This window comes from Mesorhizobium sp. M9A.F.Ca.ET.002.03.1.2 (genome assembly GCF_003952365.1).
In the GTDB taxonomy this organism is placed as follows: domain Bacteria; phylum Pseudomonadota; class Alphaproteobacteria; order Rhizobiales; family Rhizobiaceae; genus Mesorhizobium.
The window spans coordinates 4,340,199-4,361,090 of sequence record NZ_CP034443.1; the positions used below are offsets into that span (position 1 = coordinate 4,340,199).

General features: G+C 61.7%; 22 protein-coding genes. 12 read left to right on the forward strand and 10 right to left on the reverse strand.

Annotation, left to right across the window (positions count from 1 at the left end):
* Window position 1 precedes the first annotated feature (1 nt).
* The 3 genes from rplM to EJ066_RS20870 form a co-directional block, all read right to left on the reverse strand.
* A complete protein-coding gene (gene rplM / locus EJ066_RS20860; RefSeq protein ID WP_023674645.1) occupies window positions 2-466 on the reverse strand; it encodes a 50S ribosomal protein L13 in 465 nt (154 codons plus the stop codon).
* A gap of 236 nt (window positions 467-702) precedes the next feature.
* Entirely contained in the window at window positions 703-966 is a 264-nt protein-coding gene (locus tag EJ066_RS20865) for a type II toxin-antitoxin system HicB family antitoxin (protein WP_126041231.1), read from the reverse strand.
* An 18-nt stretch (window positions 967-984) separates the two neighbouring features.
* Complete coding sequence (locus EJ066_RS20870) at window positions 985-1,440, reverse strand: PaaI family thioesterase (protein ID WP_126041233.1); 456 nt, start codon at window positions 1,438-1,440, stop codon at window positions 985-987.
* A gap of 180 nt (window positions 1,441-1,620) precedes the next feature.
* Between EJ066_RS20870 and EJ066_RS20875 the strand changes: the two genes are divergently transcribed.
* Window positions 1,621-2,442: an enoyl-CoA hydratase gene (locus EJ066_RS20875; protein WP_126041235.1), complete on the forward strand. Its 822-nt coding sequence runs from the start codon at window positions 1,621-1,623 to the stop codon at window positions 2,440-2,442.
* A gap of 2 nt (window positions 2,443-2,444) precedes the next feature.
* On the opposite strand, the gene EJ066_RS20880 is transcribed toward EJ066_RS20875, so the two are convergent.
* A protein-coding gene (locus EJ066_RS20880) for an IS5 family transposase (RefSeq protein ID WP_126034609.1) occupies window positions 2,445-3,208 on the reverse strand; the annotation gives its coding sequence in 2 pieces (ribosomal slippage) (window positions 2,445-2,875 and window positions 2,875-3,208; 765 coding nt in all).
* A 74-nt stretch (window positions 3,209-3,282) separates the two neighbouring features.
* Here EJ066_RS20880 and EJ066_RS20885 point away from each other — a divergent pair.
* The 5 genes from EJ066_RS20885 (at window position 3,283) to EJ066_RS20905 (ending at window position 6,830) form a co-directional block, all read left to right on the forward strand.
* A complete protein-coding gene (locus EJ066_RS20885) occupies window positions 3,283-3,705 on the forward strand; it encodes a VOC family protein (protein WP_126041237.1) in 423 nt (140 codons plus the stop codon).
* A gap of 12 nt (window positions 3,706-3,717) precedes the next feature.
* Window positions 3,718-4,494, forward strand: coding sequence for an AAA family ATPase (locus EJ066_RS20890; protein ID WP_126041239.1), 777 nt, complete (start codon window positions 3,718-3,720; stop codon window positions 4,492-4,494).
* Window positions 4,491-5,012: a CoA-binding protein gene (locus EJ066_RS20895; protein WP_126041242.1), complete on the forward strand. Its 522-nt coding sequence runs from the start codon at window positions 4,491-4,493 to the stop codon at window positions 5,010-5,012. The genes EJ066_RS20890 and EJ066_RS20895 overlap by 4 nt, the downstream gene beginning before the upstream one ends.
* Window positions 5,013-5,177: 165 nt before the next feature.
* Window positions 5,178-6,458, forward strand: a complete 1,281-nt coding sequence (locus EJ066_RS20900) for an O-acetylhomoserine aminocarboxypropyltransferase (RefSeq protein WP_126041244.1) — start codon at window positions 5,178-5,180, stop codon at window positions 6,456-6,458.
* Between the two features lie 21 nt (window positions 6,459-6,479).
* Window positions 6,480-6,830: a cupin domain-containing protein gene (locus EJ066_RS20905; protein ID WP_126041246.1), complete on the forward strand. Its 351-nt coding sequence runs from the start codon at window positions 6,480-6,482 to the stop codon at window positions 6,828-6,830.
* A 116-nt stretch (window positions 6,831-6,946) separates the two neighbouring features.
* On the opposite strand, the gene EJ066_RS20910 is transcribed toward EJ066_RS20905, so the two are convergent.
* Both EJ066_RS20910 and EJ066_RS20915 read right to left on the reverse strand, forming a co-directional pair.
* On the reverse strand, window positions 6,947-7,666 hold the full coding sequence (locus EJ066_RS20910; protein ID WP_126041248.1) for a transporter substrate-binding domain-containing protein: 720 nt from the start codon (window positions 7,664-7,666) through the stop codon (window positions 6,947-6,949).
* A gap of 27 nt (window positions 7,667-7,693) precedes the next feature.
* Window positions 7,694-8,932 carry a cytochrome P450 gene (locus EJ066_RS20915; protein ID WP_126041250.1) on the reverse strand — a complete coding sequence of 413 codons (1,239 nt, stop codon included), beginning with the start codon at window positions 8,930-8,932 and terminating at the stop codon, window positions 7,694-7,696.
* 104 nt (window positions 8,933-9,036) lie between these two features.
* Between EJ066_RS20915 and EJ066_RS20920 the strand changes: the two genes are divergently transcribed.
* Entirely contained in the window at window positions 9,037-10,140 is a 1,104-nt protein-coding gene (locus EJ066_RS20920) for an FAD-dependent oxidoreductase (protein WP_126041252.1), read from the forward strand.
* Window position 10,141: 1 nt separating this feature from the next.
* Here EJ066_RS20920 and EJ066_RS20925 read toward each other — a convergent pair whose 3' ends face one another.
* Complete coding sequence (locus EJ066_RS20925) at window positions 10,142-10,732, reverse strand: hypothetical protein (protein ID WP_126041255.1); 591 nt, start codon at window positions 10,730-10,732, stop codon at window positions 10,142-10,144.
* 337 nt (window positions 10,733-11,069) lie between these two features.
* On the opposite strand from EJ066_RS20925, the gene clpP reads away from it, so the two are divergent.
* The 4 genes from clpP (at window position 11,070) to EJ066_RS20945 (ending at window position 16,533) form a co-directional block, all read left to right on the forward strand.
* The gene (gene clpP / locus EJ066_RS20930; protein ID WP_126041257.1) at window positions 11,070-11,699 is read left to right on the forward strand and encodes an ATP-dependent Clp endopeptidase proteolytic subunit ClpP; all 630 of its coding nucleotides are present in this window, start codon (window positions 11,070-11,072) and stop codon (window positions 11,697-11,699) included.
* Window positions 11,700-11,992: 293 nt separating this feature from the next.
* Window positions 11,993-13,267 (forward strand): ATP-dependent Clp protease ATP-binding subunit ClpX, encoded by a 1,275-nt coding sequence (clpX, locus tag EJ066_RS20935; protein WP_029353486.1) that lies wholly within the window; start codon window positions 11,993-11,995, stop codon window positions 13,265-13,267.
* A gap of 281 nt (window positions 13,268-13,548) precedes the next feature.
* The gene (gene lon / locus EJ066_RS20940) at window positions 13,549-15,960 is read left to right on the forward strand and encodes an endopeptidase La (protein ID WP_126041259.1); all 2,412 of its coding nucleotides are present in this window, start codon (window positions 13,549-13,551) and stop codon (window positions 15,958-15,960) included.
* Window positions 15,961-16,260: 300 nt separating this feature from the next.
* A complete protein-coding gene (locus EJ066_RS20945; RefSeq protein ID WP_006201846.1) occupies window positions 16,261-16,533 on the forward strand; it encodes an HU family DNA-binding protein in 273 nt (90 codons plus the stop codon).
* Window positions 16,534-16,653: 120 nt separating this feature from the next.
* On the opposite strand, the gene EJ066_RS20950 is transcribed toward EJ066_RS20945, so the two are convergent.
* Entirely contained in the window at window positions 16,654-17,676 is a 1,023-nt protein-coding gene (locus EJ066_RS20950) for an aldo/keto reductase (RefSeq protein WP_126041261.1), read from the reverse strand.
* Window positions 17,677-17,899: 223 nt separating this feature from the next.
* On the opposite strand from EJ066_RS20950, the gene EJ066_RS20955 reads away from it, so the two are divergent.
* Window positions 17,900-18,637, forward strand: a complete 738-nt coding sequence (locus EJ066_RS20955; protein WP_126041263.1) for a creatininase family protein — start codon at window positions 17,900-17,902, stop codon at window positions 18,635-18,637.
* A 135-nt stretch (window positions 18,638-18,772) separates the two neighbouring features.
* Here the strand turns inward: EJ066_RS20955 and EJ066_RS20960 are convergent, their stop codons facing one another.
* Together EJ066_RS20960 and EJ066_RS20965 are read right to left on the reverse strand one after the other, a co-directional pair.
* Entirely contained in the window at window positions 18,773-19,690 is a 918-nt protein-coding gene (locus tag EJ066_RS20960) for a carbohydrate ABC transporter permease (protein WP_126041265.1), read from the reverse strand.
* Between the two features lie 13 nt (window positions 19,691-19,703).
* Window positions 19,704-20,825 (reverse strand): sugar ABC transporter permease, encoded by a 1,122-nt coding sequence (locus EJ066_RS20965; protein ID WP_126041267.1) that lies wholly within the window; start codon window positions 20,823-20,825, stop codon window positions 19,704-19,706.
* Window positions 20,826-20,892 lie beyond the last annotated feature (67 nt).

Consider the following 20,892-nt stretch of genomic DNA (forward strand, 5'->3'; position numbering starts at 1 on the left):
CTTACGAAACCTTCTTGTTCTTGGCGTTCAGCTTGGCCACGTCGAGCACGACGGGCTGCTGGGCGACATGCGGATGTTCCGTGCCTGCATAGACGCGGAGGTTCTTCATCTGGCGACGGCCGAGCGGGCCACGCGGGATCATGCGTTCGACGGCCTTCTCGACGACACGCTCGGGGAAACGGCCCTCGAGCAGCTGGCGTGCCGTGCGTTCCTTGACGCCGCCAGGGTGACCGGTGTGCCAGTAATAGACCTTGTCGGTGAATTTCTTGCCGGTGAACACCACCTTGTCGGCGTTGATGACGATGACGTTGTCGCCGTCGTCGACATGCGGAGTGAAGGTGGGCTTGTGCTTGCCGCGAAGATGATTGGCGATGACAGTGGCGAGACGGCCGACGACGAGACCCTCGGCGTCGATCAGCACCCACTTCTTCACCACATCCGCAGGCTTCTGCGAAAAGGTTGCCATGGATTTCTGCTTTCGGTTCGGACCTTCCCCATTTTCGAACAATAGGAGAAAGGCGTTTCTTGTTGCTTGGATTGAAGGAGAGCGCTTGCCCGCCGCCAATAACAAAACGGCGGCCTGTGCGGGCCGCTGCTTCGTGACGGCTTATAGGCGAGGGCGGTTATGGCGTCAAGGCGAATTAAAAGACGAGTATCGTATAAAGCGACGCAAAAACAAAGGCTTGAGTTAAAGGTACTATTTTACCACATAGGTTTAAGCGGCACCGAAACCAGATAGGCGCCTTCGGCGAGCGCGTTGCGTATATCCGGAAGCGCGACAATCGCCTCGTGGCTGGACGGTTTGGGAACGGGCATATCTTCCGCCCACGATCGCAGTGCTTCAACGGCATTCGGTACGATGTCTTCCACCGCGTCCGCAGCCGAAAAGCAACCGGGAATGTCTGGAAAGCGGATGCCGAACGCGCTGTCGGAATCTTTGTCGACCAATGCGAAATAGTTCTTCATTGCAGCCCCCAAGGCGTCTCAAGACAGCGCTCGCTTCGGCGGGATCGAATAGGTGCCCGTGGCGTGCGCCACCGTATGTCCCTCCGGTCCGGCGACGATGTCGATGTCGAACACCATCAGGCTCTTGCCCAGCTTCAGGATGCGGCAATGGCCGTCGATCGGCCCGGCCTCGGCCTTGCGGACGAAATTGATGTTGAGGTTGGTGGTGACCGAAAGTGCATCCGGCCCGGCATGCGAAAGCACGCAGACATAGCCGCCTATGTCGGCAAGCGTGAACAGCGACGGGCCCGACACGGTTCCGCCGGGGCGCAAATGCCGCTCGTCGGCATTGAGGCGCACCGTACAGCCGCCCGGAAACACATCGGTCGCCTCATAGAAACGGAACGTATCGTTGAGTTGGGGGTAGACGGTTTCCATCAGCGCGTTGACTTGCTCGGCAGTCAGCACCGGTTTGAGATTGTTCTGCTCGGGCATTATGTTCACCGTTGGTGGGTGCCGACGTGCCGTACCGGCCCGCTTGTCGAACGAGACGGCTGGGCCAATTGTTGCTCATGAGAAAACACGTCTGACGACTGTTCTTCAATCGGCAGCGTGCTAGTTCTTTTGTTCCATGGCCTTTGAATGCGCTGCGGGTCGACGAAGAGGTTTAGAGAAATGGCTGAAATCCTTGCCATCAAACCGGCTGCCACCGAAGGTCCGGTCGTCACCAGATTGGACAAGGGCATCCTGCGCCTCACGCTTTCCAATCCGCCGGCCAATGCCCTGTCGCTTTCAGTCATGGCGGCTCTGATGGAGGAACTCGACCGGGCCAAGGCTGACAAATCCGTCCGCGTTATCATCCTGGCGGCGGCCGGAAAGGTGTTCTGCGCCGGGCACGACCTCAAGGAAATGACCGCGCGCCGCGCCGACGCCGACCGCGGCAAGGCGTTCTTCGAGGAAACGTTTTCCGCTTGCGCGGCGCTGATGCAGGCGATCGTGCGCCATCCCAGGCCTGTCATCGCCGAGGTCGATGGCCTGGCGACGGCGGCCGGGGCGCAACTGGTCGCAAGCTGCGATCTGGCGATCGCCTCGCATGAGGCGACCTTCTGCACGCCAGGCGTCAATATCGGCCTGTTCTGCTCGACGCCGATGGTGGCGCTGTCGCGCAACGTCTCGCGAAAGCACGCCATGGAGATGCTTCTGACCGGCGAGACGATCGACGCGGCGACGGCGAAGGAATTCGGCCTGGTCAACCGCATCGTGCCGCGCGAATACCTGAATCAGATTGTCGCCAAATACGCGCAAACCATTGCTGCCAAATCGTCTTTGGTCGTCAAGACCGGCAAGGAAGCCTTCTACGCGCAGGCCGAGATGGGGCTGGCCGACGCCTATGCCTATACCGGCCGCGTCATGGTCGAAAACATGCTGGCGCGCGACGCCGAAGAAGGCATCGGCGCCTTCATCGGCAAGCGCAAGCCGCAATGGTCGGACGACTAGGGTCAGGACTCATTGATCCAAAAGATGAATGCTGCGGCGAAGGCAATGGCTGACAGGAAGGTGTGAGCGCATCGGTCGTAGCGGGTGTGGATGCGACGCCAGTCCTTGAGCCGGGCGAACATGTTCTCGATCTTGTGGCGCTGTCGGTAGAGGATTGGATCGTATACGTGCTTTGTGCGGTGTTTGGCATGAGGAGGAATGCACGGCGTGATGCCTCGATCTGCCAGCGCCTGCCGGAAGGCAGCGGAACTGTAGGCCCTGTCGGCGAGCAGGAAGCTGGCGTGCGGTAGCTGCTCGAGAACTGCGGCAGCAGTCTTGTGATCGTTGGCCTGTCCCTCGCTCAGATAGAGTAGCAGCGGCCGCCCCTTGCCGTCGCAAACCACCTGCAGTTTGGTGGTCAGCCCGCCCCGGCTGCGTCCGATACATCGGGGTAGAGCCCCTTTTTGAGCAGGCTCGCCGCCGTTCGATGCGCCTTGAGATGAGTGGCATCGATCATCAGCCTCTCGGTACCGCCACCTTGCGCGGCTAGCTCGGCCAAGATGCGGTTGAACACGCCCAGCCGGCTCCAGCGGATGAAGCGGTTGTAGATGGTCTTGTGCGGACCGTAGCCGGCAGGGGCATCTCGCCAGCGCAATCCATTGCGGATCACAAACAGGATGCCGCTCAGCACCCGCCGGTCGTCCACGCGTGGAACCCCATGCGAAAGCGGGAAATAGGGCTCAATCCGGCGCATCTGCTCCGGGGTCAACATCAGCAAATCAGTCAAGGTGGCATCCTCCTGCCACCTTGAATCATCACCCAGCCGACAACTCAACCAATTAATGGGTCCTGAGCCTAGCTATGGAACCCCGCGTCTCCATCATCACCATCGCCGTCGACGATCTCGACCGCGCCACACGCTTCTATGAGGCGATGGGCCTGACCCGTCATGCCGGGATCACCGATGGCGTCGCCTTCTTCCAGATGGGTGGCGTCATTCTCGGGCTGTTTCCGCGCGAAAGCGCCGAAGCGGATTCAGGCGTCACCTTCGGCACGGCGCCGTCCGCCATCTACCTTGCCTACAACACCCGCTCCGACAGGGAGGTCGATGACGTGCTTGCGATGGCCGAGAAGGCCGGCGGTCGTATCGTCAAGCCGGCCGGCCGCGCTTTCTGGGGCGGCTGGTACGGCTATTTCGCCGACGCCGACGGGCATATCTGGGAAGTGGCGCACAATCCGGCCTTTCCGATCGCGGAAGACGGCAGCATTTCGCTGCCGGGCTGATCCTTCTTCCAGATGGCGTATCGCAAGCAACTGACGCGGCTGAAGGCGCCTTATCTCAAACGCATCTTGCTCGAGCCGTCGCGGGTCGCCGACTGGGAAAAATACCCCTGGAACCTGCCGATCTTCCGCAGCCAGGAATTCCAGCTCGAATTCACCACGCCGATCACCATCATTGTCGGTGAGAACGGCACCGGAAAGTCGACATTGCTCGAGGCGATCGGCGCTCTGGCCGGATACGATGAGGCCGGCGGCGGCAAGGGCTACATGCCCATCGACCACTCCCGCGCCATCGACAAGAGCGGCGCGGCACTGGCGGACACGCTGCGCGGCCACTGGCTGCCGAAGGTCACCGCTGGCTGGTTCTTTCGCGCCGAATCCTTTTACTCCGTCGCCCGCTACCTCGATCAGGCGGCGCTGGACGCTCACGAGGCGCCGCCCGATTTCCTGTCCTGGTCGCATGGCGAGGGCTTCATCCGCTTCTTCGAGGAGCGCTGCCGCCGGCAAGGCATCTACATTCTAGACGAGCCTGAAAGCGCGCTTTCCCCGACGCGCCAGATCGAGCTTCTCAAGATGCTGCGGCGGATGGATCTGTCAGGCACGGCGCAAGTGATCATGGCGACGCATTCGCCGCTGCTGATGGCCTGTCCCGGGGCGCGGCTGTTTCGCATCAGCCGGTTCGGGCTCGACCCGACCGATTTCCATGACACCGATCATTTCCGCATGATGCGCAATTTCTGCAGCGATCCGGATGGTTTTCTCGCCGAAGCGCTGTATGAGGACGAGGCATGAATCACGACGCCTACGACAATGCCTATATCGCCGGCATCCTCAATTCGGTGAAGACCATCGCCATGGTCGGCGCATCCGCCAACGATGTGCGGCCGAGCTATTTCGTGCTGAAATATCTGCTGGGCAAGGGGTTTTCGGTGTTCCCGATCAACCCCGGCCAGGCCGGCAAGGAAATCCTTGGCCGGATGACCTATAGCAGGCTCGCTGACATTCCCGAGCCGATCGACATGGTCGACGTCTTTCGCGGCTCCGCGGCAGTGCCGGGCGTGGTCGACGACGCGCTGCGGCTCGATCCGCTGCCGAAAGTCATCTGGATGCAGCTTGGCGTGCGCCATGACGAGGCCGCCGCGCGCGCCGAAGCCGCCGGCATCAAGGTGGTGATGAATCGCTGCCCCAAGATCGAATATGGCAAGCTGTCGGGCGAGATCGGCTGGACCGGCGTCAATTCCGGCGTGCTGTCGTCGAAGAAGCCGCTGATGCGGTCGGGATTCCAGAGTTTCGGCGTTCGCCAGAAGTAGGTAGTGAATGGTGAATAGTGAATGGTGAATAGAAGGATTTTTCTGGAAGGCGGGCAAAGCGGTATATGAGCCGCTTGCAATCAGGGTAGGGCTGCCCGACTTTGCCATTCACCATTCACCATTCACCATTCACCATTCACCATTCACCATTCAGGGAGGTATTCGATGACCAGCACGCCCGGTTTCAACACGCTCGCCGTCCATGCCGGCGCCAAGCCCGATCCGGCGACGGGCGCGCGTGTCACGCCGATCTACCAGACGACCTCCTTTGTCTTCGATGATGCCGACCATGCCGCCTCGTTGTTCGGCTTAAAAGCCTTCGGCAACATCTACACTCGCATCATGAACCCGACGCAGGCGGTGCTGGAAGAACGCATCGCGGCACTTGAAGGCGGAACGGCAGGGCTGGCCGTGGCGTCGGGCCATGCCGCGCAGGTGCTCGTCTTCCACAATCTGATGCAGCCCGGCGACAATTTCGTCGCCGCGACAAGGCTTTATGGCGGCTCGATCAACCAGTTCGGCCACGCCTTCAAGAATTTCGGCTGGCAGGTGCGCTGGGCCGACACCAACGACATCTCGACCTTCGAGAGCCAGATCGACGACAAGACCAAGGCGATCTTCATCGAGAGCCTGGCCAATCCGGGCGGTGTCTTCGTCGACATCGAGAAGATCGGCGACATCGCCCGCAAGCACGGTCTGCCGCTGATCGTCGACAACACGCTGGCCTCGCCCTATCTGGTGCGGCCGATCGAGCATGGCGCCGACATCGTCGTGCATTCGCTGACCAAGTTCATCGGCGGCCACGGCAATTCGATCGGCGGCGCCATTGTCGACGGCGGCACCTTCGACTGGTCGAAATCCGGCAAATATCCGATGCTGTCGGAGCCGCGCCCCGAATATGGCGGCCTCGTCCTGCACGAGACCTTCGGCAATTTCGCCTTCGCCATTGCCGCGCGCGTGCTGGGCCTGCGCGACATGGGCCCGGCGATCTCGCCCTTCAATGCGTTCCTGATCCTGACCGGACTGGAAACCCTGCCGCTCAGGATGCAGCGCCATTGCGACAATGCGGTCACCGTCGCCGCCTGGCTGTCCAACCATCCCCAGGTTGCCTGGGTGTCCTATCCCGGCCTGCCCAGCGACAAGAACAACGCGTTGCAGAAGAAGTACGCGCCACTTGGCGCCGGTGCGGTGTTCACCTTCGGCCTGAAGGGCGGTTATGCGGCGGGCATCAAATTTGTCGAGGCGCTCGAACTGTTCTCCCACCTCGCCAATGTCGGCGACACCAAGTCGCTGGTCATCCACCCGGCATCGACCACGCACCGGCAACTGTCCGACGAGCAGAAGGTCGCGGCCGGCGCCGGGCCGGATACGGTCAGGCTTTCGGTCGGCATCGAGGATGTCAACGACATCGTCGCCGATCTGGAACAGGCCCTTGGCAAGGTTTGATCCATGCTGGAAGGAGCTTCCATGAGCGCGCCAAGATTTCTTTCCGTCGGCGTCGGCGGCGTCGAACCGGAACTTGGCGCGCCGGCGCCGGATCGACTGATTTCAGGCAATCCGACGTTCCGCACCTGGAATGTCGAGGAACGCGACGGCGGGCTCTATGCCGGCATCTGGGAGGCGACGCCGGGCAAATGGCGCATAGAGTATGACGAGTGGGAGTTCTGTCACATCCTGTCCGGCGTCTCGGTGATATCGGAAGACGGCGGCGAGGCGCGCACCGTCAGGGCCGGCGACAGTTTCGTGCTCAGGCCGGGCTTCACGGGCAGCTGGGAAGTGCTTGAAACGACTCGCAAGGAGTATGTTATCCGCCTTTGAAGCGCGTCACGTCTGAAGGGATTCATGCGACGCGCTTTAAGTTTGTTGTTTTTATGCATGTCGTTGCCCCAAAACCGCTGCGCACTTTTGGGCGACATGCATTGGAGCATCGGGCTTCACAGAAGGCGATCGATGTCGGTATCGGAAAATCCGTATCCGCACACCATGGCCCTGTGCCAGGGACTTCCAAGCAAACCATCGAGGCATGAATCGATGCGCTGGCGCAGGATCGCATTGCCTTTGGCGAGCGCGAACGCGCCGGCTGCTGGCTGTTTTTCGGCTGCCGGAACGTCGATGACCGCAAGAGGCGCGTCGAGGCGCTGAGCCAGATAGCCCCGATGCGCCATGGCGACACTTGCATAGGCATGCACCACGCCGGCAGCGACGGCATCGGCCGCGCCCGCTTGCGTGGCGAATATCCTGATCCGCTGGGGCGGAACGCCATTTTGCAGAGCCGTTTGATGTTGGATCTGGCCCGATATGACGCCGATCAGCGCTTCCTCATCTGCGGCGATGGAGCGATAGCCCCGGAACTCGCGCGGATTGCCTTTCGCGACCAGCAACCCGTCCTGCAGGACCCAGATCGGTCGCGTGAAATCGACGGATTTCTTGCGTTCGTCCGAGACGAACAGACCGGTGGTCATGTCCCACTGGCCCTCGGCCAGTCCGGGAAGCAGTTTGGCGAACTCGGTCTCAACAGGCAAAAAGGCTCCCAGCCCCAACATTTCGCAAACCTTGTGCGCGAGCTCGACGTCGCAGCCTGAGACACCTCCGGCAGCGTCGGTGAAACAGAAAGGAGGTTCTTGCAAGAAAGCGAATTTCATCTTTTCGGGCATGCGTTCTCGGCCTCGGGTCCGCAGTTCTCAAAAGTGCACGGCGAGCGTTTCCAACCCATGGAAATGATAGGTGTCGCGGAAGCGCGGCTGCTCGGCAAGACGGAGCCGCGGTAGCCGCTCGAACAAGGTTTTCAGCGACACCTGCAATTCGAGCCGGGCGAGCGGCGCGCCGATGCAGAAATGAATGCCGGCGCCGAACGAGACGTTCTTCTGATCCGCGCGGTCCGGCCTGAAGGCGAGGGGTTCGGCAAAAACCGCCGGGTCGTGGTTGGCCATGCCGAGCAGCAGGCCGATCGTCTCGCCAGGGCGCAGGGCGATCCCAGGCCCGACTTCGATCTCTTCATAGGCATAGCGCGTGAACATGTGCAGCGGCGCATCGAAACGCAGGCACTCCTCGACGGTTGCCGCGGTCGCCTCCGGCGACGGGAAGAAGCGGCGCGGGTCGCCACCTTGTGCAAGGATCGAGCGCACCGCATTGCCGGTCTGGTGGACGGTCGCCTCGTGGCCGGCATTGAGCAGCAGGATGGCCGAGGACACCAACTCGTCCTCGGAGAGCTTCTGGCCGTCCTCCTGCGCCGCGATCAGCAGCGACAAAAGATCATCGCCGGGGTTTTTGCGCCGCTCGGCGACATAGCCACGCAGGAAGTCCGAAAAATCCCGCGCCGCGCGATCGGCCGTCTCTTCGGTTTCGCGCGTGCGGCCGTGCATGTACATGGCGACCATCCGATGCGACCAGTCGAGCAGTTGCGGCCCCATCTCGACCGGCACGCCGAGCATTTCGGCAATGATGGTGATCGGCAAAGGTGAGGCGAACGCCGGCAGCAGATCGACCTGGTCCGGTTTGAAACGGTCGATCAGTTCGTTGGCGAGCGCCTCGACGCGCGGCCGCAGCCGCTCGACCTGACGCGAGACGAAGGCGCGGTTGACCAGTGTCCTGAGCCTGGTGTGCACGGGCGGTTCCAGCTCCAGCATCGAATTGGCCTCGACGCCGTCGAAGGCGCTGAGATGCGCGCGATCCTGGCCGATGCCCCGGCTGTCGGGGATGCCGGCGGGGTTCTGGCGGCCGAAGCGGCGGTCGCGCAGCAGCCGGTTGACGTCGTCGAAGCCGCCAACGCACCAGAAGCCGAACTCCTCCCAAAAGAAGGCGCTCGATGCGCCATGCATGAAGGCATAGGCATCGTAAGGGTTCTGGAAAAACGCCGGCTCGTGCGGATCGAGCCGCAGATGGCGCGTCGAGGGATCGAAGACGAGATAGTCTGGCATCATCTTTGACCAATAGCGCGCCTTGCCTCCCTGGTGCCAGACCGTATGTTGGCCGCCAAAGTCCTCATCATTGAGCCAGCCGAAACAGCTGCGGAAAGTCTGATTTGATGAATGTGATTGTTGTCGGCGCGGGCATTGCAGGCCTTTCGACCGCCTGGTCGCTCGTCAAGGCCGGCCACAGCGTTTCCATCGTCGAGCAGGGGCCGATCCCCAATCCGCTCGCTGCCTCGGGCGACCATCATCGCATCATCCGCCGCGCTTATGGTGCAGCGGCAGGCTATGGCCGCCTGATCACCGAGGCCTATGAAGCCTGGGACGATATGTGGGCCGATCTCGGCGAAAACCATCTCGACCCGCGTGGCTTCATCTGCATTTCGCGCGAGGAGGGTGATGACGCCGAGCAGATGCGCGACGGGCTGGCGGCCGGCGGTTTTCCCTTCGAGATGATCGAGCCGAGCGAGGCCGTAGCACGCTGGCCATTCCTCGAGACCGGAAGTTTTCGCTACGCTTTCTTCTCGCCGCAAGGCGGCGCGTTGCATTGCCGCAAGATCGCGGCGGGCCTCGCCGAATGGCTGCGAACCAACGGCGCCAATGTCTACGAAAACAGCAAGGCGACGGAGGTCGACGCCGAGGCCGGCCGCGTCGTGCTTGAAAGCGGCGACACGATGCAGGCCGACCGCATCGTCGTTACCGCTGGCGCCTGGGTGCTGAAACTATTTCCGGAACTGGGCGGTGAGTTGACCACATACCGAACCGCGCTCGCCTATGTCGAACCGCCGGCGGGTCTGAAAGCGGCATGGCAGGCGGCACCCGTTATCCTCGATGTCGGCGGCACGACCGACGGCTACATGATCCCGCCCTCCGGTGGCGCCGGCATGAAATTCGGCTCGGGCCTGCACAAGGTGCCGACCAGTGATGCCGACTGGAACCGCAAGCCGGTGGCGGGCGAGGGTGAGGCGATCCGCAACCTGTTTTCACCGCCGATCGCCCGTATCGAGGAATACAGGGTGACCGAGGTCGTCACCTGCGCCTACACCTTCACCGCCGACGAGAAGTTCCTGGCGCATGAGAAGGGCAGATGCCTTGTTGTCTCGGCCTGCTCCGGTCACGGCTACAAGTTCGGCGCGGCGGTCGGCAGGCGCGTTGCAGCGTCCATCGGCAATGGCGACGTCGCCGGCTTGAAGGCGTGGCTGCGGGCCGAAACGGCCTGACCTAATACCGGCAATGCCTGGGTATATGCACACGCCGCCAGCCCAACGAGCCTTCCCTGACCAGCACCCGCCGTGCCACTGTCTGGTAGGACGGGGGGATTTCGATGACGCGCCGCTGCTCGGGCCGCACCAGCACCTCTCGGGCCACGCTCTCATACTCGGCGGGGATGACCACGCGCCTTGCGCGTTCGGGTTCAACCACCAAGGTTTCGGAGACTCGCGCATAGCGGGCCTTGCGCCACACCTTGCACAGCACTTTGCGGCCGTGGATTATGCGCCATCCCCAGACATAGCCGCTGTCGTCCACCTTGACCGTGTGGTACACGGTGCGCGTGACCGCTGGCACCACCTCATAAGTGACGCGGGCCGGCGCGGTCTGCTCGACGCTCTCGCGCGTCCCGTAGATCGGCGGATCATAGTCGACCCGCTGGCCACCGGGGCTGACCAGCACGTTTTCGTAGACGGTCTCATACACGGCCGGCCTGTCGACCTGCTGGTAGCATTCGATGGCGCTGCCGCCGGCAGCCGTTTCTGACGCCGTGCCGAGAGCAGCTAGGCCGGCAATGGTTAAGGAAGCAGCTTTCCCAATCATGGCACTCCCCCTGTTTGAACTTCAAAACACAAGTTCAACGTTGAATTGTAAGGGAAGCCGGATCGGGGGAAAGCGATTTCGACACATTTCGTTAAGCGACGCGGTTAAGAAACTGCTACTCGACGGCGCGGCCACGCCGCTTCAACAGCAGCCGGTACCGCTTCGGGCGAATCCTGTGCGGAAGACTTGATTCGACTTAACCGGATGGCTAGGAGAGGCGGCCTTGCGCTAGGGTGAGCCGACATCCTATTTACAGGACAACGATCCAGAACCGATTCTGCCCGATGTGCTAATATCCCCCCGGCGCCGGAATCCCACCTTTGAAAAGGGATAGTCCATGAAGAACCCCGTCGAAACCTACATGAACCTCGTTCCGATGGTGGTCGAACAGACCAATCGCGGCGAGCGGGCCTATGACATTTTCTCGCGGCTGCTGAAAGAGCGCATCATTTTCATCACCGGCCCGGTCGAGGACGGCATGGCGACGCTGGTCTGCGCGCAGCTTTTGTTCCTCGAGGCGGAGAATCCGAAGAAGGAAATCAACCTCTACATCAATTCGCCCGGGGGCGTCGTCACCTCCGGCATGGCGATCTACGACACCATGCAGTTCATCAAGCCGGCGGTGTCGACGCTGTGCATCGGCCAGGCGGCCTCGATGGGCTCGCTGCTCCTCACCGCAGGCGAGAAGGGCATGCGTTTCGCGACGCCGAATGCTCGCATCATGGTCCACCAGCCTTCCGGTGGCTTCCAGGGCCAGGCTTCCGACATCGAGCGCCACGCACAGGACATCATCAAGCTGAAGCGCCGTCTCAACGAGGTCTATGTCAAGCACACCGGCAAGAGCTACGACGAGATCGAGAAGACGCTCGACCGCGACCACTTCATGACCGCTGACGAGGCGAGGGATTTCGGCCTCATCGACAAGGTCATTTCGTCGCGCGAGCCGGCTGAGGTTGCCGCCGCATAAGCCCGGTGGCGGTTGGATGGCGGGAAAACACGCTTTTGGCGCGGCTTGCGGCATTTCGGCCACAATTGGCTGTTCCCTCGACGGGAGCAATTGCCTACGTTAAGCCTATGTTGATTTTCGACGGCTTAGCTTCGTGTGGGGTTGGTGCGAATCATTGCGACGTTTTCTGATATGTGTTTCGTATGGAATGCGTTGCGGGAGCCGGGACACTGGCGGCGGCGATTTCCCGCGATAGATTGAATATGCGCCCTTTCAACCAGACCATCGGCGGGCGGCTATGAAAGGACATGAAAATGAGCAAGGTCGGCAACAACGGCGGTGATTCCAAGAACACGCTTTATTGCTCGTTTTGCGGCAAAAGCCAGCACGAGGTGCGCAAGCTGATCGCCGGCCCGACGGTGTTCATCTGCGACGAATGCGTCGAGCTCTGCATGGACATCATTCGCGAGGAGAACAAAACCTCGATGGTGAAGTCGCGCGAGGGCGTGCCGACCCCGCAGGAGATCCTCAAGGTTCTCGACGACTACGTCATCGGCCAGCCCTACGCCAAGCGCGTGCTGTCGGTGGCCGTCCACAATCACTACAAGCGCCTCGCGCATGCCGGCAAGAACAACGACGTCGAACTGGCGAAGTCCAACATTTTGCTGATCGGCCCGACCGGTTGCGGCAAGACGCTGCTTGCGCAGACGCTGGCCCGCATCATCGACGTGCCGTTCACCATGGCCGATGCGACAACGCTGACAGAGGCCGGCTATGTTGGCGAGGATGTCGAGAACATCATCCTGAAGCTCCTGCAGTCTGCCGACTACAATGTCGAGCGCGCCCAGCGCGGCATCGTCTACATCGACGAGATCGACAAGATTTCGCGCAAGTCCGACAATCCCTCGATCACCCGCGACGTGTCGGGCGAGGGCGTGCAGCAGGCGCTGCTGAAGATCATGGAAGGCACGGTCGCTTCCGTACCGCCGCAGGGCGGCAGGAAGCATCCCCAGCAGGAATTCCTGCAGGTCGACACCGCCAATATCCTGTTCATCTGTGGCGGCGCCTTCGCCGGGCTGGACAAGATCATCTCGGACCGGGGCCGCAAGACCTCGATAGGCTTCGGCGCCACCGTCGCTTCGCCCGAGGATCGCCGCACCGGCGATGTTTTCCGCCTGGTCGAGCCTGAGGATCTGTTGAAGTTCGGCCTCATTCCCGAGTTCGTCGGCCGCCTGCCGGTGCTGGCGACGCTGGAGGATCTCGACGAGCCGGCTCTGATCCAGATCCTGACCGAGCCGAAGAACGCGCTGGTCAAGCAGTATCAGCGGCTGTTCGAGATGGAAAATGTCGATCTGACCTTCCACGAGAACGCGCTGTCGGCGATCGCCAAGCGCGCCATCGAGCGCAAGACAGGCGCGCGCGGCCTGCGCTCGATCATGGAAGCGATCCTGCTCGACACGATGTTCGAGCTGCCGGCGCTGGAAGGTGTGCGCGAGGTGGTTATTTCGGAGGAGGTGGTGTCCGGCAATGCCAGGCCGCTCTACATCTATTCCGAGCAGAAGGAAAAGAAGGGCAACGTCAGCGCCTGACGTGAGCCGGCAATGGACTTTTGTGAAACGGCGCCGCGAGGCGCCGTTTGCTGTTACGGACGTGCCTCATTGTGATGAGCGGATACGGCGATTGGATGAACGGATTCGTGTTGACCCTTGATCTTTGCCCCGCGTGCCTCCAACTAACGGGGGAAGGCCGTGGTGCCGAATTCTGTGCTGTAAAACTCCCGTCACAAACGGTGGTAGGCGGAACGACCCTCGGTCGTTAATATGAGATTCGCGGCTGGCCGATTGGCGGCTGCGATATGAAAGGTTGGACAATGGCCAAAATATCCAAGGCTCCCAGCGACGGCGTTTTCGCAGTCCTCCCACTGCGCGACATCGTGGTGTTCCCGCACATGATCGTTCCGCTCTTTGTCGGGCGTGAAAAGTCGATCAAGGCGCTGGAAGAGGTGATGGGTCAGGAAAAGCAGATCCTGCTCGCGACCCAGATGAATGCCGCCGATGACGATCCCGAGTCCGATGCCATCTTTGACATCGGCACGCTCGCCAATGTGCTGCAATTGCTGAAACTGCCGGACGGCACTGTGAAGGTGCTGGTCGAAGGCGCCTCGCGCGCGAAAATCGTCTCGTTCACCGACCGTCCCGACTTCCACGAGGCCCGCGCCGCGGTGCTGGTCGAACCGGAGGAGGAAGAGGTCGAGGTCGAGGCGCTGGCCCGGTCCGTCGTCACCGACTTCGAGAACTACGTCAAGCTGAACAAGAAGATCTCGCCCGAAGTGGTGGGTGCCGCCAGCCAGATCGACGACTACTCCAAGCTCGCCGATACGGTTGCCTCGCATCTTGCCATCAAGATCCCCGAGAAGCAGGAGATGCTGGCCACGCTTTCGGTCAAGGAGCGGCTGGAAAAGGCGATGGGCTTCATGGAAGCCGAAATCTCCGTCCTGCAGGTTGAGAAGCGCATCCGTTCGCGCGTCAAGCGCCAGATGGAGAAGACGCAGCGCGAATACTACCTCAACGAGCAGATGAAGGCGATCCAGAAGGAGCTCGGCGAGGGCGAGGACGGCCGCGACGAGGCCGCCGAGATCGAGGCGCGCATCAAGAAGACCAAGCTCTCCAAGGAGGCCCGCGAAAAGGCGGAAGCCGAACTGAAGAAGCTCAGGACGATGTCGCCTATGTCGGCTGAATCAACCGTCGTGCGCAACTATCTCGACTGGATCCTGTCGATACCGTGGGGCAAGAACTCCAAGGTCAAGCAGGATCTGGCCTACGCGCAGAACGTGCTCGACGCCGACCATTTCGGTCTCGACAAGGTCAAGGACCGCATCGTCGAATACCTCGCCGTGCAGAGCCGCCAGAAGAAGCTGAAGGGGCCGATCCTGTGCCTCGTCGGACCTCCCGGCGTCGGCAAGACCTCGCTCGGCAAGTCGATCGCCAAGGCGACCGGCCGCGAATTCATCCGCATGGCGCTGGGTGGCGTGCGCGACGAGGCCGAGATCCGTGGGCACCGGCGCACCTATATCGGCTCGATGCCCGGCAAGGTCATCCAGTCGATGAAGAAGGCGAAGAAATCCAATCCGCTCTTCCTGCTCGACGAGATCGACAAGATGGGCCAGGATTTCCGCGGCGACCCGTCATCGGCCTTGCTCGAGGTGCTCGATCCCGAGCAGAACTCGACGTTCATGGACCACTACCTCGAGGTCGAATACGACCTGTCGAGCGTGATGTTCGTGACGACGGCGAACACGTTGAACATCCCTGCGCCCTTGATGGACCGCATGGAGATCATCCGTATCGCCGGCTACACCGAGGACGAGAAGGTCGAGATCGCCAAGCGCCACCTGATGCCCAAGGTGATCCGCGATCACGCGCTGCAGCCGAAGGAGTTCTCCGTCGGCGAGGACGCGATCCGCGGCATCATTCAGACCTACACCCGTGAAGCGGGCGTCAGGAGCCTGGAGCGCGAGCTGATGAAGCTCGGCCGCAAGGCGGTGACCGAGATCCTGAAGACGAAAAAGAAGACGATCAACATCACGGCGGACAATCTCGCCGATTACCTTGGTGTTCCGCGCTTCCGCTTCGGTCAGGTCGAGGCGGACGATCAGGTCGGCGTCGTCACCGGGCTTGCCTGGACGGAAGTCGGCGGCGAGCTGCTGACGGTGGAAGGCGTCATGATGCCCGGCAAGGGCCGCATGACAGTGACCGGCAATCTGCGCGACGTGATGAAGGAATCGATCTCTGCGGCGGCCTCCTATGTCCGCTCGCGGGCTATCGATTTCGGCGTCGAGCCGCCGCTGTTCGACAAGCGCGACATCCACGTCCACGTGCCGGAGGGGGCTACCCCCAAGGACGGACCGTCGGCGGGTGTGGCGATGGCGACGGCGATCGTCTCGGTGCTGACCGGCATCCCGGTCAAGGCCGATGTCGCGATGACCGGCGAGATCACGCTGCGCGGCAGGGTGCTGCCGATCGGCGGGCTCAAGGAGAAGCTGCTTGCAGCACTTCGCGGCGGCATCAAGAAGGTGCTGATCCCGGAAGAGAACGCCAAGGATCTGGCGGAGATTCCGGACAACGTGAAGAGCGGTATGGAGATCATTCCGGTCTCGCGAGTCGGCGAGGTGCTGCGTCATGCGCTGGTGCGCATGCCGGAGCCGATCGAGTGGGCCGAACCGGTCAATGCGCCGGCTACCGTGGACGCCGGAGACGACGCCGGCAAGTCGCTTGCTCATTAGAGCGCCGCGCGTCCAATTGGACGCGCAAAGGACGCTCTAACGCCTTTGAGTCTGCGCATGTCCGCAGCGAAAACCGAAACCGGTTTTCGGGGTCATGCGTTAGCTATTGCTAAAGTTGCAATGCACAAAGAGAGAGCCGGGTCCCGAGCCCGGCTTTTTCATGTGAAAAACCCCGGAATTCCGGGCTTTTTTCGATTTTTTTGGCGCTTTTCGACTTGGTTGCAGAAGCGCTTCTTTCTAAAGTCCGTTTCCTGCCGGACGAGTCGTTATGTTCCGGTTTTCTCATGGAAGGGAATTTTTATGAACAAGAACGAACTGGTGTCCGCTGTCGCCGATGCCGCGAGTATTTCGAAGGGTGACGCGCAGTCGGCGGTCGATGCGGTGTTTTCCGTGATCACCGGCGAACTGAAGAAGGGCGGCGATGTCCGGCTTGTCGGCTTCGGAAATTTCACCGTGTCAAAACGCGCCGCGTCGACCGGCCGCAACCCGCAGACCGGTGCGGAAGTGAAGATTCCGGCGCGCACCGTGCCGAAGTTTTCGGCCGGCAAGGGCCTCAAGGACGCAGTAAACTAAGCGCCTTCTTACCCTTTTCAGAGATCAGAAAAGCCGGGCATGCCCGGCTTTTCTTTTTATGCGTCCTGCCGGGTGTGTTGAGATTCAGGTCAGGCCGCATCACCTGAAGCTCGACACGCCCTATGCCGTCGGCGCATCCGCGCGTAGCAGCCCTTCCTTCTTGAGATCGGCCCAGAGTTCCGATGGCAGCTTCGCGTCGAGCAGCGACCGGTTGCTTTCGACCTCGCTCGGCCGCTGGCCGCCGGGGATCACCGACACGACCGAAGGGTGCAGCAGCGGAAATTGCAGCGCCGCCTCGATCAGGCGCACGCCGTGGCGTTTGCAGACGGCCTCGATGCGTGTGACGCGGTCGATGATGTCCTGCGGCGCCTCGGAATAATTGTAGAAGGCGCCGGGCTTCGGCCCGGTTGCCAGGATGCCGGAATTATAAGGCCCGCCGAGAACGATGCCGATGCCGCGCTTCTGGCATAGCGGCAGGAAGGATTGCAGCGCTTCCTGCTCCAGCAGCGTATAGCGCCCGGCAAGCAGGAAAAGGTCGAAGTCGCCACGCTCGGCGAGTGTCTGGGCAACTGGCCATTCGTTGATGCCGCCGCCGAACGCCTTGATGACGCCCTGGTCGCGCAGGGCAAGCAGCCCATAATAGCCCGAGCGCATGAACTCTTCGATGCGTTGATCCGAGGCCTCCTTGCTGCCGTGCGTGAAGATGTCGACATCATGCACGAAAAGGATGTCGATGCGATCGACGCCGAGGCGTTCCAGCGAGGCTTCGAACGAGCGCATGACGCCATCATAGCTGTAGTCGTAGACCTCTCGGCGCGACGGCGTGTCGAAGAATTTGCCGATGCCGGTGCGTTGGTCCGGCGGGCAGGCGCGCATGATGCGGCCGACCTTGCTCGACAGCACATAGTCGTCGCGCTTTTTCGAGCGCAGGAACGGATTGAGCCGTGTTTCCGACAGGCCGAGCCCGTAGAGCGGCGCGGTGTCGTAGTAACGGCAGCCGACCTGCCATGCCGCCTCCAGCGTGGCGTTGGCGTTCTCGTCGGAGACGGCGCGGTAGAGGTTGCCGAGCGGCGCCGTGCCGAAGCCGAGTTCCGTGAACGCGATGCCGCCATTGCCGATGCGATCGAAATGCCGTGTCTTCATGTCCTGCCGTTCCTCATTTTCGCATTTGCCCCGACACTATCATGCCAGTGGCACATCAAAAGCATTCGCGACCGTTGGACACGGATTTTCGCGGTGATAGCATGAGCAAAAACAAGCTGTTCGGGGAAGATGTGACCAAAAAATCCGGACGGGCTTTGATGCCGGCAAGCTGGTGGCCCGCCATGATGACGAATACCAACACAGATCTGTTCAGGATTGCGCCATGCGCTACGAACTGATGCTGCCGCACCAGATCCGCAAGGCGATCGCCGAGAACTGGCCGGTCGTGCTCCCGCTCGGCGTGCTCGAATACCATGGCGAGCACATGGCCGTCGGCATGGACACACTGGCGGTGGTCAAGATCCTGGAACTGTTCGAAAGGGAAGCCGACATCGTCATCCTGCCACCCTTCTACTACGGCGCGGCGAGCTACGCGGTGGCGCCGCCGGAGGGCAATGGCTCGGTGCAAGTCGGCGGCAATGCGCTGGCACCGTTCGGCGAAGAGCTGTTCTACAGCCTGCTGCGCATCGGCTTCCGCAACATCCACGCCATCATTCACCACCAGACCGAGAACTTTGCCGCCGGCATGCCGACCGATCTCGCCTTCAAGACCGCTGGCCGCCAGGCGATCTTCCGCTTTCTCGAGAAGGAGCGCGGCGAGGGCTGGTGGGGCTCGGAGACAATGGCCAGCTACTATGCCGAGCAGGGCGCCAATTTCTTCAACTGGGTGCAGGTGCATTCGCTGATGCCGGCCACGATGAACGGCCAATATCCGTTCGATCATGCCGGCATCGGCGAGACGTCGCTGATGCTGGCGCTATGCCCGGAAGCGGTGGACGCCGGCCACTTCGCCGACAACAAGAGCTGGTATACGGCGACCGCCAAAGACGCGTCGGCGGAGCTGGGGCAAAGGGGCGTCGCCATGATCCTCGAGCATTTGCGGGCGATATTGTCGCGCTAATGCTCCATTTCGAGCTGCAAGGGGCTCAGAAAGAAAGCCGTAGCGATCCTGCGCCCCACTCTGTCCCGCCAGCATCACAAGGCTATTCACAGTCGCGGCATTCGAAGGGAAGACGAAGCTGCGAGGATCAATCGTTTATTTCACCGCACCCGCCGTCATGCCCATGATCAGATAGCGCTCCAGCGCGATGCCGATGACCGCAAGCGGCGTGATGGCGGCGGTGGCGAGTGCTGCCATCGACCACCAGTTGATGCCTTGCGAGCCGGTCTGGCTCGCCACCATGACCGGAATGGTCTTGGCGTCGGTCGAGGTCAGCAGGGCGGCGAAGAAATACTCGTTCCAGCACAGCACCATCGCCAGGATGAAGGCGGCGACCATGCCCGGCAGCGCGATCGGCATGACAATGCGGAAGAAGGCGCCCCAGATCGACAGGCCGTCGACGAGGGCGGCTTCCTCCAGCTCGACCGGGATCGAATTGAACTGGTCGCGCATGATCCAGATGACAATCGGCAGCACCATCAGCGTGTAGAGCAGGATCAGCCCGATGCGCGTGTCGAGCATGCCGACTTCGCGGTAAAGCACGAGAAAGGGCAAAGCGAGCACCACCGGCGGCAGGATCAGCTGCGACAGGAAGAAGAAGGAGATGTCCTCATTCTTGAACCAGGCGAATCTGTAGCGGTAGCGGGTGAGGCCGTAGGCGGCGAGGCTGCCGATGACGATGGCGAGGCTCGATGCGCCGACCGAGGTGACGACCGAGTTCATGAAGCGTTTGATGAACTCGTCGCGCACCGTCGACACCCGGAAGATAGAATCCGGCGACAGGCCGAGCGAGCGCCAGCCCTTCCAGTCGGGCTGGAAGTCGACGAACGGAATGAGATGGCCTTGGGTGACGTCGACCGCGGTCTTGAACGAGGTGGTTATCGTCCAGTAGATGGGGAACAGGCAGATGAAGGCCCAGAACACCAGCGCGCCGTAGATGAAGACGCGGTTGGCGACAAAGCTCGCCGGCGAGCGGATTTCGGAAGCGGCATAGTCGGTGGTCTGAACGCTCATGTCGCCGCCCCAATCAGTTGACGTTGCGCACGAAGCGGTTGGCAAATTTCAACAGCCACGTCACGAACACGATGATGATGATGAGGTAGGCCATCGCCAGCATGGTGCCGTAGCCGACATTCGAACGGTCGCGATACTCGCGATAGATGAAGCTCGACACGGAATCGGTCGCGCCGCCCGGGCCGCCCGAGGTGACGGTGATGATGATGTCGGCAAGCTTCAGCTTGAAGATGATGCGCAGGATGATCGCCGTTACCGACACCGGCAGCATCAGCGGGAAGGTGACCTGCCAGAAGGTCTGCCAGGCGTTGGCGCCGTCCACCCTGGCGGCCTCGAGCACTTCGCGCGACATCGCCTGAAGGCCGGCGAGCAGCATGATCATCATGAACGGGATGAAGGTCCAGGCATCGAGCACCATGATCGAGATGCGTGCGGTGATCGGATTCGAGAAGAAGGCCGGGTTCTCCCAGCCGAGCTGGCGCGCCAGCGCCGCGGCCGGTCCGAACCGGTATTCCATCAGCGACTTGCCGATCATCCACGACACGGCGACCGGCGACAGCATCAACGGCATGAGGAAGACCACGCGGAAGAATTTGCGCGCCCGGATCTGTGCGTTGAGCAGCAGGGCGAGGCCGAAGGCTATGACGTACTCCACCAGCACGGCGAGCACATAGAGCACCATGTTGAACAGCGCGTTGCGGTAGTAGGGATCGGCCACCATCTGCCAGAAATTGTCGAGCCCGTTGAACTTCCTGCCGGAGAAGGAACTGAGGTTCCAGTCGGTGAGCGCGATGTAGAAGCCGAACAGAGTCGGGAAGATCACCATGGCGATGGTGAACAGCAGCGCCGGCAGCAGGAACAGCGCGCGTTGGCCGTCTTCGCCGCGCGTCAGCACTTGGCCGACGCCGAGCGCAACGCCCCACAGCACATAGGCATAGACCACCGGCCGCCAGGTCTCGAAGCCGATGGTGTTGACCTCTGTCTTGTACAGGATCTGAACTGCGATCACCGCCAGCAGGCCGAGCGTCGCGACGGCCATCAAAGCCCTGCCGAGCCGCTTGCGGCCCGGCGGTATCAGATCGGATGGAGCGGCGTTTGCCGGCCACGCCTTCGTGGGCAAAGTCTGGTCAGCCACGCGTCTCGTCCGTTCACTGAAGGCTTCTATGACCGGCTGGCCGGTCAAGCTGCGGTCCGGCGGCTTC